A 15814-nucleotide genomic window follows, 5' to 3' on the forward strand; every position below is an offset into this window, starting at 1 on the left:
ATATCGAACTCAGGTTAATTAGAATAATTCCGTATTTTTGAGAAAAGGTACGGAATTTTTTATTGAAGTGATCTTTTGGTCAGAAAAAATACGCTAAATGGTAATAAAATTGAAAATATTTTCAATTATCTGTGTTATATCTAATATTAATCTTATCGAATTGTTTAAAACATAAAAAATAACAGGAGGATATGATGGAATTAGATCGTTATGATAAGCATATATTGGAAATTTTAACCAATGAAGATGTGAATCTAAATGAACTGTCTGAGCGTATTAATCTATCTGTCAGCTCGGTACATCGACGTATTAAAAATTTAATAGATACTAAAGTGATCTCGGGCTTAAAACGGGATATTAATTATCAAAAATTAGGGTTTAGTTTGCATGTTTTACTACAAGTTTCACTTAGTAAACATGACACAGATACTTTTGCAAAATTTTTAGAAGAACTTGAAAGTATTCCAGAAGTCATCAATGCATTTTTAGTTACGGGGCAATCGGCAGATTTTATTGTCGAAGTGATTGCAAAAGATATGGAAAATTATAGTGAAGTGCTCCTGCGTAGAATTGGAAAAATTGAGCATGTCGTTGCATTACATTCGAGTTTTGTCATTAAAGAATATAATGTATTTAATTGCAGTGGATTGCTGAGCGGGGTTTAAGTTTTAGGCTCAACTCACATTGTGAAGTTTATCTAGAACTTAATATTCATGGCATTATTTATTCGATTTTTCAGTATTGGTATTTTAATTGCTGTATTGTGGATAGGCTTAGATACTTTTTACGTACATTCTAAAGTTGCTTATACTTTTTCAAAACATTTGGATGTACTGTGGTATGTGTTTACTTATTTATTATTGTTTTGGGGAAGCTTAGTATTATTTAAACAACATAGAATCATTCAGAAATACGGTTTCAGGCTATTAACTGCCTTTATTCTTTGGGTAGTTACATTGCCTATTTACATGGTTCTAACTTTGAGATTTCATGTTGCTGTGGGATGGTCGCTTTAAATTTTTAAGTTATTTAAATGCTTTAAATGCTGATCTAAGATATAAAAAACGCACCTAAAGGTGCGTTTTTTTTACAGAATAGGTTTATGCATCTAATTCTGCAAGAACTTCATCAGAGAATTCAACGTTTGTATAAACGTTTTGAACATCATCAAGATCTTCAAACATATCAATCATTTTTAAGATTTTTTTCGCTTGTTCGATATCTGTGATTTCAGCTTTAGTAGAAGGGCTCATCACCACTTCAGCATTGTCAGATTTAAGACCTGCAGCAGATAAAGCATCTTGAACATCACCAAATGCTTCAGGCGTAGTAATCACTAAGATTTGATCTTCATCAACTTCAATATCTTCAGCGCCAGCTTCTAATGCAACTTCCATGATTTGATCTTCTAAAGAAACATCTTCAAAAGTAATCTCGCCACGTTTCGTGAATAAGAAAGCAACTGAACCGTTGGTACCTAAGTTACCATCAGTTTTAGAGAAGCAGTGACGTACATCAGGCACAGTACGGTTAAGGTTGTCTGTCATTGTTTCAACAAGAACAGCAACACCACCAACACCGTAACCTTCGTATGTAATTTCTTTTAAATCGTCGTTATCATCGCCACCAGCACCGCGCTGAATTGCACGATTAATCACATCACGTGTCATGTTTACAGACAGTGCTTTTTCCACAACAGCACGTAGACGAGGGTTACTTCCCGCATCTGGGCCACCGAGTTTTGCAGCAGTTGTTAATTCACGGATGTATTTGGTAAAAAGTTTACCTCGGCTAGCATCTTGTTTTGCTTTACGATGCTTAATATTGGCCCACTTGGAATGACCCGCCATGCGAAATGCTCCTTGTAGATTGGCTGTATGCCGATCGAATTGTGCAAATTCTACCATAAGGGGTTTTTTCGGATAAAGTGTTTCAAAACAAGATTTGTTCAGTTTGTTTAAACTTTTGAAAAAATGCTTAAATTCGAGGCAAAAGATGGAATAACGAGAGCTATTTTTATTTTGAGTTGAATTAAAATCATCCAAACTTAATTATTGATAAAAAGTGGGATATAAAAATCATGTGTTTTTATATCCCGATTATATTATTTTGGTTCTGGAATAACGATATCTAAACCTACTTTTTCTTTATACAGCTGTTTCAATAAGGCTAAATCATGATTGATTTCTGTAGGATAAATTTTTCCTAAAATCCCACCACGTTTATTTTTTGAATCTGCATATAATAAAACAATAGGTACATTCGCAGCTTTTGCAATATGCCAAAAACCTGTGCGAATAGGGCGACGTTCTTCACCGTTCCTAGCCCGTGTTGCTTCAGGTGCAATTACTAAATTGAATTTGTCATTTTTTTCAAAATGTTCAACCATTTGTGACACGATATCTTTACTTGATTTACGATCTACAGGAATACCACCCACAGCATCTAAAAGCGGTTTAAAAGGCCCTTTGAATAATTCTTTTTTGATTAATGTATGAATTTTTATGTCATAAATTTGGAAGAGTGCAATAGAAAGTACAGCATCCATCATTGATGTATGTTCAAAGCCAACAATGACTTGTTTATCTTCAAGAATATTATCTTCAACTTTATATGTCCAACCTGATACTTTGAAGGCTGTCTCACCAAGAAATTTTTTAAACATAAGAAAAATGACACAGGAAACCGAAAGGCCTAATTTCTACTTATTAGTTGAAACAGTCAATATTAAATTTAGAAAACATGTTATGTCGATTGAAAATATAAAGCTTAAAGAGGTTTAATATTTGATTTTGAATATCAAATATTCAATTAAGACTTGAAAAATGTTTTTAGATATAAAAGAACTCTTAGTTATGGTGATTTATTGCTACCCAAATGTGTGAATAGTTATTAGACTTTTGTCGTACAAAAAATTCACAGTTATGTTTGAAATTAAGCTTTTCATTCTTTGGGGCGGTAAATGATCTATTTTTCAGCATTGGTATTCGCTATGGTCATGTTTACTATTGTCGTTTTATGGTCGGTTGTCGAATACCTCATTCAAAGTAAAAGCGATGAGGCTTTTGAACCTAAATAAGTTCAATTGAAATTTATTTTAAAAATAAGCGTTTGATTAATTTTATTCTTTAATAACATATTGATCTTGTATGTGATTTTTAATTTATGAGTTTTATCTTTCATTTTTTTTGATGGCTGGCTGATGAGGGGTTTATGTTAATATGATTAAAAATTAAACAAATCATTTAAATTCATAGTCTTATTCTTGTTCTATTAGTATTCGATTGTTCTTAAAATTGCTTGTATTTTATATTCGTCTTGGTTAGTATTCTTTGCGATTGAACTTGTTGTATCAATAAATTCAATATATAGGGCCTATAGCTCAGTTGGTTAGAGCAGCGGACTCATAATCCGTTGGTCGACAGTTCAAGTCTGTCTGGGCCCACCAGTTTCGAAACCCCGTAACTCTTTGAGTTATGGGGTTTTTTAACATCAAAAATATAATGGTGTAAGCGTAAATTATACATTTAGCAGATGCTTTTATGGCGAATGCAGAGGAGGGAGTGTAATGAGCTTTCCTAAAAGTTATAAGGAATTAAGTCTAGAACCATCTTCTAAGCATGTACTTGAACTATTAAATCACATTGAGGAAAAAAGCGGTGTATTAGTTCATAGCAGTGGGCATGGTAAAGAAGAAGGTACAGAACTCAAAGGTACTTTAACTTACAGTATTGGGCTAAGTAGTGGCATCATGATAGCCCTAAATAAAACTTTACCAAGCGTCTATATCAAACAATATTTACAAAATGGGGGTGATATATTTAAGTTGCTACCCCATTTAAAAACTTATATATCTGATAAATACATGGTAAGTAAACGTGGACAATCAAAAAAAGGTTATAACACTTACTTGGATAAATTTGATTGGCTAAATCCGAGTGAAAAAAATCCATCATTTTTACTTAAAAAAATTGATATAGCCCATGCAAAAGAAATTATTGATTTGCATATAAAACATGATGGTGTGATGGGGTTATCTACCCCTCCTAAAGATACAGCACATTCCTCATCTTCAAATGGCAAAAAATCAGAGAAAGAATTATCCCCTGAAGATCTTTTAAAAAAGCTTGAACGCCAAGATGCCATTGGTACAAAAGGCGAAGATTTTGTAATTGCATATGAAAAAGAACGTTTAGAAAAACTAGGTGCTGATTTATCAAAAATAGAAGAAGATTTGATTGATCATAGAAAAATCAATGTCAGCCAAGGCTACGACATTGAAAGTCATTTCAATGGTCAATCACGTTATATTGAGGTGAAAACTACAACCGTAAATGCAAATACAGAATTCTTTTTTAGCGCAAATGAATATGAAGTTCTTCAAGTAAAAGGCAAAGAAGCTTATATCTACCGAGTAGTACTGAGTGAAAATTTAAAATCACTCCTTGAGATTAAAGAAATTCAAAATCCATTTGGTTATAAAGACATAACCGATTTTAAAGCCATTGCATTTAAAGCGAAATTAAGTGACTTTGATGAGTGAAAATGAACTTAAATAACAGTATAAGTCATTGTATAAGTAATTATTTAATAGTTGTACAAAGGGTTTAGGTATAAATTCACTTAAATAGGTCTACATTTTTTATGAGTGTATGCTGTGGTTATATCTCTGCAAATCCCTCTATAATAGCCATCATTATTACGAATGCTAAAATTTAGTTTGAGAACTGAATTTTGCATAAGTCACATCTTTTTTAAGTCAAACTCATCCTATTGAAACGGCTTAGGTTACAAAATTCAAATTTTTATGTGCCAATGCAGGCATATAGAAATATTTAGGTGCATGCATGGAAATAAAGGTTAATTATCTCGATAATCTTCGACAAGAAGCAAAGTTCGATGATTTTACAGTAATCGCCGATCAGCCAATTCGCTATAAAGGGGATGGTTCAGCACCAGGACCATTCGATTATTTTCTTGCGTCATCTGCTTTATGTGCTGCATATTTTGTAAAAGTATATTGTGCTGCTCGTGACATCCCAACAGACAATATTCGTTTATCTCAAAACAATATTGTAGATCCTGAAAATCGTTATAAACAAATTTTCAAAATTCAGGTCGAACTTCCTGCCGATATTTCAGAAAAAGATCGCCAAGGGATTTTACGTTCAATTGACCGTTGTACTGTTAAAAAAGTCATTCAAACAGGTCCTGAATTTATTATTGAAGAAGTTGAAAGCATCGATGCAGATGCGCAAGCTTTGCTTATGCCAAGTCTGACTTCTGAAAATAGCACGTATATTTTAGGTAAAGATAAACCGCTAGAAGAAACCATTGCCAATATGTCTGCTATTTTGGCGGGTTTAGGCATGAAAATTGAGATCGCATCTTGGCGTAATATTGTGCCAAATGTATGGTCACTTCATATTCGTGATGCACAATCTCCAATGTGTTTTACCAATGGTAAAGGCTCTACAAAAGAAAGCGCATTAGCCTCTGCTTTAGGCGAATTTATTGAACGTCTAAACTGTAACTTCTTCTATAACGATCAATTCTGGGGTGAAGATATTGCCAATGCAGAATTTGTTCATTATCCAGATGAAAAGTGGTTTCAACCAGGTTCAAAGGGTGAATTACCTCAAGAAATTCTAGATGAATACACTTTAGGAATTTATAACCCTGAAGATGAGCTTTTAGGTACGCATTTATATGATACCAATTCGGGCAATACAGCACGCGGTATTTGTTCATTGCCGTTTGTACGTCAGTCAGATGGTGAAACAGTTTATTTCCCATCTAACCTCATTGAAAACTTATACTTATCGAATGGGATGAGTGCAGGGAATACACTTGCAGAAGCACAAGTTCAGTGTTTATCTGAAATTTTTGAACGTGCTGTAAAACGTGAAATTTTAGAAGGTGAACTTACACTTCCAGATGTTCCTGAAGACGTTTTAGCAAAGTATCCAAGTATTGTTGAAGGTATTAAAGGTTTAGAAGAGCAAGGTTTCCCTGTATTGGTGAAAGATGCATCTTTAGGTGGTCAATTTCCTGTGATGTGTGTGACTTTAATGAATCCACGTACAGGTGGTGTATTTGCATCATTTGGCGCACACCCTAAACTTGAAGTTGCTTTGGAACGTAGTTTGACGGAATTGCTACAAGGTCGTAGCTTTGAAGGTTTAAATGATCTTCCAAAACCAACCTTTAGTTCAAATGCGGTAACAGAACCAAATAACTATGTAGAACATTTTATCGATTCAAGCGGTGTCGTGTCTTGGCATTTCTTCAGTGCAAAATCAGACTATGAATTTGTCGAGTGGGATTTCTCAAGTGAAGGCGAAAATGCCAATGCGGAAGAAGCGGCAACGTTGTTTGGTATTCTTGAAGAGCTAGGCAAAGAAAGCTATATGGCGGTTTATCAGCATTTAGGTGCAACAGCTTGCCGTATTTTAGTGCCCGATTATTCTGAGATTTATTTGGTCGAAGATTTGGTTTGGGATAATACCAATAAAGCACTTTTATTCCGTGAAGACATTTTAAATATTCACCGTTTAGATGACGAACAACTTGAAGCTTTGGTTGAGCGTTTAGAAGAAGTTGAAGCGGATGATTACACCGACATCGTAACCCTCATTGGTATTGAATTTGATGATAATACAGTTTGGGGACAATTGACGATTCTTGAATTAAAATTGTTGATTTACATTGCATTACAACAGTTTGAAGAAGCGAAAGAGTTGGTAGAAACATTCCTTCAATACAACACAAATACAGTTGAACGTGGTTTGTTCTATCAATGCATGAACGTGGTTCTAGAAGTTGAACTTGATGATGATTTAGACCTTAATGATTTTGAACCAAATTTCCGCCGTATGTTTGGTGATGAGCGTATGGATGCAGTGATTGGTTCAATGGATGGAAGCATTCGTTTCTATGGTTTAACTGAAACCAATATGCAACTTGAAGGTTTAGACCGTCATTTACGTTTAATCGATAGCTATAAAAAATTACATGCAGCACGTGCAAAGTTTGTGGCTGTATCTTAATTTTTAAAGAATAGAAACACATCTGATATTAGAATAATAAAAAAGCTCCTAAATAGGAGCTTTTTTATTACTAATTTTTCATATTATACTCTTAACGAGGGTAATTAAGCACCGACAGGCTCAGCAGGTTTTTTGCTTTTTACTAAAATAAGTAATGCAATAATACCTACAAATGCAAAGGCACTCGCTAAGATAAATGCAGTGTGATAACCACCACCGTATTGAATAATAAAGCCTGTTAAAGCAGGAGATAAAATACCTGCTAGGTTTGCAAGTAAGTGTACAAAACCACCCGCACTACCAATTTTATTCGCTGGTACGATATCTTGTAGTAAAGACCAACATGCTTGCGGAGTCATATATGCAAAGATTGTTGCTACTGTAATACAGCCTACAGCCATCCACATAGATTGAGCAAACGCAGTTGCAAATACTGCAATGGCAGCAATCACTAAACCAACAAAAATAATGACTTTTCTTGAGAATAGGAAATTATTTGATTTCTTGAAAATGAAATCACAAATAATACCACCACCTAAGAAACCGACAGTCGCACCTAACCAAGGCAACATACCAATAATACTCATGCTTTTAATATCAAGGTTTTGGTAATCTACAAGGTAGCTTGGTAACCAAGATAAGAAGAAGAATTGAATATAGTTAAAGCAGAAGAATGCTGATGCAATACCTAAAACAGGACCAGAGAAAATATATGTCCAAATAGATGTTTGAACTTGTTCAACACCATCATCTGTAGTGGCAATAGAAGCAGGACGGTTTTCAACAATTAAGTCGCGTTCTTCTTGTGAAACTGAAGGGTGATCTTCAGGTTTATCACGGAATAAAAATAACCATGCAACAACCCAAACTAAGCCCAATAAACCAATAATGACAAAGGCAATACGCCAGCCATAATACAAACCAACTAAACCGACAATAGGTGCTGCAATTGCTGCGCCTAAGGGTTGACCTGCGTTAGTAAAACCAACTGCACGACCTACTTCTTTTTTAGGGAACCAATTAGAAATAGATTTATTGTTGGTTGTTCCCATTGGGCCTTCACCCATACCAAATAAAACACGAACAAATAGTAGTTGGCTAAAACTTGTTACAACAGCAGTTGCACCGCAAAACACAGACCAAACTGATGCCGCAGAAGCGAATACTTTACGTGGACCAAATTTATCTGCGGCAATACCACCTAAAAAGCAGAATACACAGTAACCAATAAAGAATGCACTGAATAGCAGACCCATTTGCGCATCATTAAGTACTAAATCCTTTTTGACAAAAGGTGCCATAACAGAAAGGGCTGCTCGGTCTAAATAGTTTAAGATCCCTGCAAGGAATAATAGTATTGCAACTACTACTCGATATCTATTTTTAAACATGAATCTACACTCCTTGATTCATACAAGTTTTTGATGTGATGGTATATTTTTGAAGAATGTCTTCATTGATTTGAAAACCTAGACCAGGTGTTTCAGGCAATAAAATTTCAGGTTGATATTGCGTTAAAGCATGTAGATGTTCAGCGAATTGAATATAAGGAACTTCTAAATGAATGGATTCTGGAAGTAATGACACAAGATGTGCAGTGGCTAACATGCCTGGACCATAATAAAAACAGTGAGGTACAACAGTTACATTGTTTTCTAAACCTGCTTTAATCACTTGAATGGCTGAACTTATTCCACCAATTTTGGCAACACTTGGCTGAACAATATCGACAATTTTATTTTTAATTAATCGAATAGCATCTTGTTCGCCTGCAGTGTTTTCTCCTGCGGAAATAGAAATGCCTTGCAGATTTAAATCTTTAAGTGCATCAAAATCATCTACAGGCCAAACAGGTTCTTCTAGCCATTTCAAATTCAAGGTTTTTAGTTTGGCAATTTCAGCTTCAGCTTCTTGTTTATTCCAACAACAATTCACATCAACCATTAACTCACAATCTGGTAAAAGAGCATTTTTAGCTGCTTCTACCGCTTCAAAAGTTGTTTCATGTAATTTGATTTGTTTAAAACCCTTAGAAACAACTTCTTGAACTTTTTTACTAACTTCGGCAGGGTCATTTTCATAACTAACCAAGCTTGGATAAATAGATACTTTTTGACGTTTTCCGCCCAATAATTTCCATAGTGGTAGTTTTTCTTGCTGTGCCAATAAATCCCAAAGAGCAATATCAATGGCAGAAAGGGCATAACGGATAGGACCAGTACGACCAAAACCATGAAAGGCATATTCAGCATCTTTCATTAAAGTGCTTAAACTTTCTTGATCTGAAAACTGCTTATCTAAGAAAAATGGTGCAACTTGATGTTCTAAAGCAGAATAAGTTACAGGATTCATTAAGTGACCAAATGCTTCACCCCAGCCAATAAGACCATCTTGGGTGTGAACTTTGACAATTAAACTTTCCATCTTATCTAGATTAGGAGAGGCAGCATTGAAATCTTGTCCTGCATCATTTACTTGTTTTCGACCGGCTGTAAATGGAATTGCAATACGGATTATTTCAATTTTGGAGATTTTCATTGAATAGCATCCTGCTATAAATGATTGGAGATATGATATAAGACATCATACAACATAAAATATCTCAAATGTAACCCTTTGTATTCAACAAAATTGAAAAAAATATTGGGTAAATTGGAGATGGAATTTAGACCATGGAGTATAAATATATCATTTGATAATGATATTATTTTTATATCTCTATTAGACTAATTAACTATATGTGTAATAAAATAAATATATGAATTACATAACAAATTAGAATAAAACACATAGCGGCTAGCGCTATGTGTAATGAGGTGATTTTAAATTTTAAGTAATAGGTGCAGGGTTAAATACTGCAAGTGAATTTCTTAATCCCCAGTGATCAGACCACGTTTTTTTCTCACCACTTGCAATGGCTAAAATTAATTCAAAAAGCTCCCATCCCACTTCTTCGATGGTCTTTTTCCCAATGGCAATATCACCCGCACTGATATCAATCAGGTCATACCAACGATTCGCAATATTATTGCGACTTGCCATTTTAATTACAGGAACAGCAGCTAAACCGTAAGGAGTACCACGACCAGTGGTAAATACCTGAACGGTAATACCTGAAGCCATTTGCTGTGTACCACATACGAAATCACTTGAAGGCGAGGCTGCAAAAATTAACCCTTTTTTAGTCGGTTTATTTCCAGGAGCTAATACTTCAACAATTGCAGAGCGTCCAGATTTTGCAATAGACCCCATCGCTTTTTCTACAATATTGTTTAAGCCACCTTTTTTATTGCCTGGTGTAGTGTTTGCACTACGGTCAACTTTACCTTGTTGAAGGTAATTGTCATACCATTGCATTTCTCGAATGAGATCCTCAGCGACTTCTTTGGTTGCAGCACGTGGTGTAAGTAAGTGAATACCATCTCGTACTTCTGTTACTTCAGAAAACATAACTGTACCGCCACAACGTACAATCAAATCCGATGCAAAACCTACAGCAGGATTTGCTGTAACGCCTGAAAATGCATCACTACCACCACATTGCATACCTACAACGAGGTGTTCAGCAGAAACTACTTCACGTTGGCGCTTATTTAGTTTTTCTAGATGGTGCTCTGCAACTGCAAGAATATGATCAACCATACTTTGGAAGCCATTATGCTTTTCATCTTGAAGTTGAATAATATCTTGGTCTTCTAAAGGAATTCTTTTGTTTTCAGCAGGAATATTCAGCAAGCGTTCAGGTTGCATTTTTTCGCAGCCTAAACTCACAACCATTACTTCACCACCAAAATTAGGGTTTAATGATAAGTTGTGAATAGTGCGAATTGGGATGATTGCAGCAGGGGCATCAATAGCAACACCACAGCCATATAAGTGGTTTAAGCCGACAACGCCATCTACATTTGGGTATTTCGGCAATAATTCACGTTCTACAATTTGTACAACATAATCTACAATACCTTCAACACAGTTCACACTTGTGGTAATGGCTAAAACATTCTTTGTACCAACAGAACCATCTTTGTTTTTATAGCCTTTAAATGTATAGCCTGTTAATGGTTCTAAATTTGGAGCGGGACGAGTCGCCATTTCTAAAGTATGTAATTCAGGTGCTTCAGGCATGCGCGTTACAGCTTCGTTTACCCAAGAACCTTCGGCTAAATCTTTATTGGCATATCCAATAATTTCGCCATATCTTAAAATTTCGTCATTTTCTTTTAAAGCATTTAAAACAACTTTATGTCCTTGAGGGATAAATTCTTTAAGTGTGAGATCAAATTGTTCCACATATGTTCCGCTTGGCAGACCACCATCGTTCACCACGATTGCGACATTATCTAAGGGATTAATTTTGATGAGTAATGGTCGTTGCATAGTCGTTCCTTGTTTTACGCATTTATGTCAGGAGGTGAGGCTTAAGCCCACCTCCTTAATTGATTAGTGACTTGTTTTTTTGAGTTCAAATCGCTCAATTTTTCCTACAATTAATAAGTAGCAAAGAAGGGCAATAACAGCATGAATTCCAACGAAAATTAACGCACCATTGAAAGAACCTGTTGAGTTGATGATGTAACCAATCACGATTGGAATAACGATACCTGCGGTGTTACCAAAGGTATTGAATAAGCCACCAGATAAGCCAATCATTTCTTTTGGTGCAACGTCAGACATAACTGCCCAACCTAAAGAACCAAAGCCTTTACCAAAGAATGCTAATGACATGAAGAAGATGATTGCTGCTTGTGAACTTACATAGTTACAAATGATGATGCTTGTAGATAAAAATAAACCGAGAATAATCGGTAATTTACGAGCAAATGTCACAGACTTATTCATTTTGATGAGTTTGTCTGAAACTAAACCACCTAAAATACCGCCAATAAATCCGCATAATGCTGGAGCAACTGCTGCAAAACCTGCTTGTAAAATTGACATATTACGTTCTTTTACAAGGTAAACAGGGAACCATGTCAGGAAGAAGTAAGTTAGGCAGTTAATACAATATTGAGCAATGAAAATACCCAAAAGCATACGCGAAGATAAAAGTTGTTTAATGTCTGAAAATTTAACTTTGTTGGCTGCTCTATTTTCAGCTTTGGTTTCGCCCATTTCGACTAAACCACCACCATCTTTAATGTACTGTAATTCTGCAGGGTTGATACTTGGGTGATTTACAGGGCTATAAATTACTTTTAGCCAAATAAATGAAATGACAATACCTAAACCGCCCATCACCCAGAAAATAGATTGCCATTGGTATTGAGTTACCAACCAGCCCATTAATGGTGCAAAAATGACAGTGGCAAAATATTGCGCGGAGTTAAATATTGCAGCGGCTGTACCACGTTCTTTTGTTGGGAACCAAGCTGCAACAATTTGGCTGTTTCCTGGAAAAGCAGGGCTTTCAGATAAACCCACAAGGAAACGGAGTAAGAACAGCACACTAATAATAATAGCTGTACTACCAAAAATATTTGAAAAGCCAATAAATACAGTGAATAAAGACCAAAGGAAAATACTCCAGAAGTATACTTTACGAGCACCAAATTTATCGAGTAACCATCCACCTGGAATTTGACCAATTACATAGGCCCATGAAAATGCAGAAAAAATATACCCCATTGTTACTGCATTTAAACCAAGTTCTTGTGACATTGGTGATGCAGCCATAGATAGCGTTGCACGATCACCATAATTTAAGGCAGTTACTAAGAAAATCATCGCTAAAATGTAATAGCGAGTTTTTGTGTGATTGACGGCTTTTTTATTATTTAAGCCATTTTGCGTTTGTAAGTTTTCCATACCAAACTCATATTAATGATCTTAATTTAGATAAATCAAATTAAGCTGACTTCATGTCGGAATTGATAATTCATATATGTCTAGTTTAAGTGTCATCTAGATATACATACGATGTGTATTAATTGAACACCAAAAAGAGGTATGACATCTTATGTTTTTTATTTTATTGTTTGCAAGATTTTTTTTAATTTTCTTGTATTTGATATAAATAAAGCATTGAAAAATAAAAAATAATAATTTTATTATAAGTTTTTTTAATGCTTGGGTTTGTCTTAATATCATTGAATAACAATGATTTAAAGTGTGTTTTTCAATAAATTTTTGAAAAAGTTACGAAATCAACTTGATTATATTTATTTATGTCGTAAGATGTCATACAACATCAACGCAATGGAGTTTTTCAAATGGATGCAGTAGTTCTTAAAAATATTATTTCTGATGGCTTGTTGTCATTTCCAATTACAGATTTTGATGCTAATGGCAATTTTGATAAAGCTTCATATATTAAGCGTTTAGAGTGGTTAGCTCCATATGGTGCAAGTGCATTATTTGCAGCGGGTGGTACGGGTGAATATTTCTCTTTAACAAGTGAAGAATATTCTGAAGTGATTAAAACTGCTGTTGATACTTGTCGTGGTACAGTGCCAATTATTGCTGGTGCAGGTGGTCCAACTCGTCAAGCGATTGCTCATGCTCAAGAAGCTGAACGTTTAGGTGCTCATGGTATTCTTCTTATGCCACATTACCTTACTGAAGCTAGCCAAGAAGGTTTAATCGAGCACGTTAAACAAGTTTGTGACTCTGTTAATTTCGGCGTGATTTTCTATAATCGTAGCGTATCTCAGCTTTCACCTGAATCACTTATTAAATTGGTTGAAATGTGTCCAAACCTTGTTGGTTTCAAAGACGGTTTAGGTCAAATTGATACCATTACCCAAATTACTCATGCGCTTGGCGATCGTTTAGCTTATATCGGTGGTTTACCAACAGCAGAATTATTTGCTGCACCATATAAAGCATTAGGCGTTCCTGTTTATTCATCTGCTGTATTTAACTTCATTCCGAAAACTGCAATTGAATTCTTTAATGCAGTACGTAGCAATGACTCAGCTACAGTAGATCGTTTATTAAATGACTTCTTCTTACCTTATATTAAAATTCGTGACCGCAAAGCTGGTTATGGCGTAAGTATTGTTAAAGCCGGTGCAACAATTGTTGGTCATAGCGGTGGTCCTGTACGTGCTCCATTAAGCGATTTAAATGCTGAAGAAGTACAAATGCTTGCAGATTTAATCGCGAAATTAGGTCCTCAGTAAGTTTTAAGTTGTCGGTGTAGTTTGGAGTATCCTAGTGAGTGAATTAATTGGAAAACAATTTATCAATGGTCAGCGCGTTGCAACAAATGCGCCTACATTGGACAGTATTAATGCAACAACGTATGAACCAACAGGTTATTTGTTTTGCCAAGCAACTTTAGATGAAGTGAATGACGCTGCTCAAGCTGCTCATGATGCATTCAAAGTTTATAATCAAACTACACCAGAACTTCGTGCGCAATTTCTTGAAGAAATTGCGACACAAATTGAAGCACTTGGTCCTCAATTACAAGAAGTTGCTTCACTTGAAACAGGCTTGCCATTAGGTCGTCTGCAAGGTGAGACAGGTCGTGTAACAGGTCAGCTTCGATTATTTGCTCAAGTTGTACGTCGTGGTGATTTCTTCTCTGCACGTATTGATCAAGCATTACCTGATCGTAAACCTATGCCACGTGTAGATTTACGTTTAGCAAAAATTGGTGTGGGTCCTGTCGCTGTTTTTGGTGCAAGTAACTTTCCATTAGCATTTTCTACTGCAGGTGGCGACACAGTTGCTGCATTTGCTGCAGGTTGTCCTGTTGTGTTTAAAGCACATTCAGGTCATATGGCGACTGCTGAATTGGTGGGTACTGCAATTCAAAAAGCAGTTGAAAAATGTGGTATGCCTTCAGGTACGTTCAATATGGTTTTCGGTGGCCGTATTGGTGCAGACTTAGTTGCACATCCGCTAATTCAAGCTGTTGGTTTTACAGGTTCGTTAGATGGCGGTATGGCACTTTACAATATTGCTCAACAACGTCCTCAACCTATTCCAGTATTTGCTGAAATGTCGAGTGTTAACCCAGTGGTTGTTTTACCACAAGCATTGGCTAACCGTGGTGCGCAAATTGCTGCTGAAACCGTTGCATCTTTTAATATGGGATGTGGACAATTCTGTACAAAACCAGGTCTTATTTTAGGTGTGAAAAGCCCTGAATTTGATCAGTTTGTTAAAGGGTTGGTAACGGCAACTCAAGCAGCAGCACCTCAAGTAATGCTTAATCAAGGTACATTGAAAAGTTATAAAGCAGGTATTGCTGAACTAGAAAATGAAGCTGGTTTTGAAAAAGTAGCAGTAGGTTTAGAAGCGACTTTAGTTTCTCAAGCAACGGCTCAATTATTCAAAGCAGATCAAAGCGTATTGCTTTCAGGTAATGTTAAGTTACAGCATGAAGTATTTGGTCCAATGTCTGTTGTGATTGCACTTGATGATGAAGAGACTTTGTTAAAAGGTATCGATCAGCTTGCAGGTCAATTGACAGCAACGATTATTGGTGAAGATGAAGATTTTGCAAGGGCATCAGATTTACTTAATCTGTTTGCTAAGAAAGCAGGTCGTGTGTTGTTTAATGGTTTCCCAACGGGTGTTGAAGTTTCTGATGCAATGGTTCACGGTGGTCCATTCCCAGCAACAAGTGATGCGCGTGGTACATCAGTAGGGACAGCAGCAATTGATCGTTTCTTGCGTCCAGTTTGTTACCAAAATACGCCTCAAGTACTTCTACCAGATGCTTTAAAAGATGAAAATCCACTTGGTTTAAATCGATTGGTGAATGGTCAGCTGAGTTCTGCAGCACTATAAAAGTTTTAAGAAAAACAACTCGG

Annotated in this window: 11 protein-coding genes and 1 tRNA gene; 6 read left to right on the forward strand and 6 right to left on the reverse strand. The window is 35.7% G+C overall.

Features of this window, described 5'->3' with window-relative positions; translation table 11 throughout:
- Positions 1-194 precede the first annotated feature (194 nt).
- Positions 195-665, forward strand: coding sequence for an Lrp/AsnC family transcriptional regulator (locus tag A6M14_RS02440; protein WP_152873408.1), 471 nt, complete (start codon positions 195-197; stop codon positions 663-665).
- A gap of 435 nt (positions 666-1100) precedes the next feature.
- Here A6M14_RS02440 and A6M14_RS02445 read toward each other — a convergent pair whose 3' ends face one another.
- Entirely contained in the window at positions 1101-1850 is a 750-nt protein-coding gene (locus A6M14_RS02445; RefSeq protein WP_152873410.1) for a YebC/PmpR family DNA-binding transcriptional regulator, read from the reverse strand.
- Between the two features lie 254 nt (positions 1851-2104).
- A complete protein-coding gene (locus tag A6M14_RS02450; protein WP_152873412.1) occupies positions 2105-2665 on the reverse strand; it encodes a 1-acyl-sn-glycerol-3-phosphate acyltransferase in 561 nt (186 codons plus the stop codon).
- 706 nt (positions 2666-3371) lie between these two features.
- On the opposite strand from A6M14_RS02450, the gene A6M14_RS02455 reads away from it, so the two are divergent.
- From A6M14_RS02455 to A6M14_RS02465, 3 genes are all read left to right on the forward strand, one after another.
- Positions 3372-3448: transfer RNA gene (locus A6M14_RS02455), tRNA-Ile, on the forward strand.
- A gap of 120 nt (positions 3449-3568) precedes the next feature.
- Entirely contained in the window at positions 3569-4543 is a 975-nt protein-coding gene (locus A6M14_RS02460) for a protein NO VEIN domain-containing protein (RefSeq protein ID WP_241678029.1), read from the forward strand.
- 304 nt (positions 4544-4847) lie between these two features.
- Positions 4848-7049, forward strand: a complete 2202-nt coding sequence (locus A6M14_RS02465) for an OsmC domain/YcaO domain-containing protein (RefSeq protein ID WP_152873414.1) — start codon at positions 4848-4850, stop codon at positions 7047-7049.
- A gap of 104 nt (positions 7050-7153) precedes the next feature.
- On the opposite strand, the gene A6M14_RS02470 is transcribed toward A6M14_RS02465, so the two are convergent.
- The 4 genes from A6M14_RS02470 to A6M14_RS02485 all read right to left on the reverse strand — a co-directional run bounded on the left by A6M14_RS02470 (position 7154) and on the right by A6M14_RS02485 (position 12854).
- On the reverse strand, positions 7154-8440 hold the full coding sequence (locus A6M14_RS02470) for an MFS transporter (RefSeq protein ID WP_152873416.1): 1287 nt from the start codon (positions 8438-8440) through the stop codon (positions 7154-7156).
- A gap of 4 nt (positions 8441-8444) precedes the next feature.
- Entirely contained in the window at positions 8445-9587 is a 1143-nt protein-coding gene (locus A6M14_RS02475) for a mandelate racemase/muconate lactonizing enzyme family protein (RefSeq protein WP_152873418.1), read from the reverse strand.
- Between the two features lie 291 nt (positions 9588-9878).
- Positions 9879-11426 carry a galactarate dehydratase gene (gene garD, locus A6M14_RS02480; protein ID WP_152873420.1) on the reverse strand — a complete coding sequence of 516 codons (1548 nt, stop codon included), beginning with the start codon at positions 11424-11426 and terminating at the stop codon, positions 9879-9881.
- Positions 11427-11489: 63 nt separating this feature from the next.
- Complete coding sequence (locus A6M14_RS02485) at positions 11490-12854, reverse strand: MFS transporter (protein WP_152873422.1); 1365 nt, start codon at positions 12852-12854, stop codon at positions 11490-11492.
- A gap of 404 nt (positions 12855-13258) precedes the next feature.
- Here A6M14_RS02485 and kdgD point away from each other — a divergent pair, with 404 nt between their 5' ends.
- Entirely contained in the window at positions 13259-14170 is a 912-nt protein-coding gene (kdgD, locus tag A6M14_RS02490) for a 5-dehydro-4-deoxyglucarate dehydratase (RefSeq protein WP_152873424.1), read from the forward strand.
- Positions 14171-14204: 34 nt separating this feature from the next.
- On the forward strand, positions 14205-15791 hold the full coding sequence (locus A6M14_RS02495) for an aldehyde dehydrogenase family protein (protein WP_188110838.1): 1587 nt from the start codon (positions 14205-14207) through the stop codon (positions 15789-15791).
- Positions 15792-15814 lie beyond the last annotated feature (23 nt).

The sequence above is a fragment of the Acinetobacter portensis genome, assembly GCF_009372215.1.
Classification (GTDB): domain Bacteria; phylum Pseudomonadota; class Gammaproteobacteria; order Pseudomonadales; family Moraxellaceae; genus Acinetobacter; species Acinetobacter portensis.

Excerpts from the sequence above, each read along its gene's own strand:
- kdgD (WP_152873424.1), top strand. The coding sequence starts at position 13,259 with ATGGATGCAGTAGTTCTTAAAAATATTATTTCTGATGGCTTGTTGTCA.
- garD (WP_152873420.1), bottom strand. The coding sequence starts at position 11,426 with ATGCAACGACCATTACTCATCAAAATTAATCCCTTAGATAATGTCGCA.
- A6M14_RS02465 (WP_152873414.1), top strand. The coding sequence starts at position 4,848 with ATGGAAATAAAGGTTAATTATCTCGATAATCTTCGACAAGAAGCAAAG.
- A6M14_RS02475 (WP_152873418.1), bottom strand. The coding sequence starts at position 9,587 with ATGAAAATCTCCAAAATTGAAATAATCCGTATTGCAATTCCATTTACA.
- A6M14_RS02485 (WP_152873422.1), bottom strand. The coding sequence starts at position 12,854 with ATGGAAAACTTACAAACGCAAAATGGCTTAAATAATAAAAAAGCCGTC.
- A6M14_RS02470 (WP_152873416.1), bottom strand. The coding sequence starts at position 8,440 with ATGTTTAAAAATAGATATCGAGTAGTAGTTGCAATACTATTATTCCTT.
- A6M14_RS02460 (WP_241678029.1), top strand. The coding sequence starts at position 3,569 with ATGAGCTTTCCTAAAAGTTATAAGGAATTAAGTCTAGAACCATCTTCT.
- A6M14_RS02445 (WP_152873410.1), bottom strand. The coding sequence starts at position 1,850 with ATGGCGGGTCATTCCAAGTGGGCCAATATTAAGCATCGTAAAGCAAAA.
- A6M14_RS02440 (WP_152873408.1), top strand. The coding sequence starts at position 195 with ATGGAATTAGATCGTTATGATAAGCATATATTGGAAATTTTAACCAAT.
- A6M14_RS02450 (WP_152873412.1), bottom strand. The coding sequence starts at position 2,665 with ATGTTTAAAAAATTTCTTGGTGAGACAGCCTTCAAAGTATCAGGTTGG.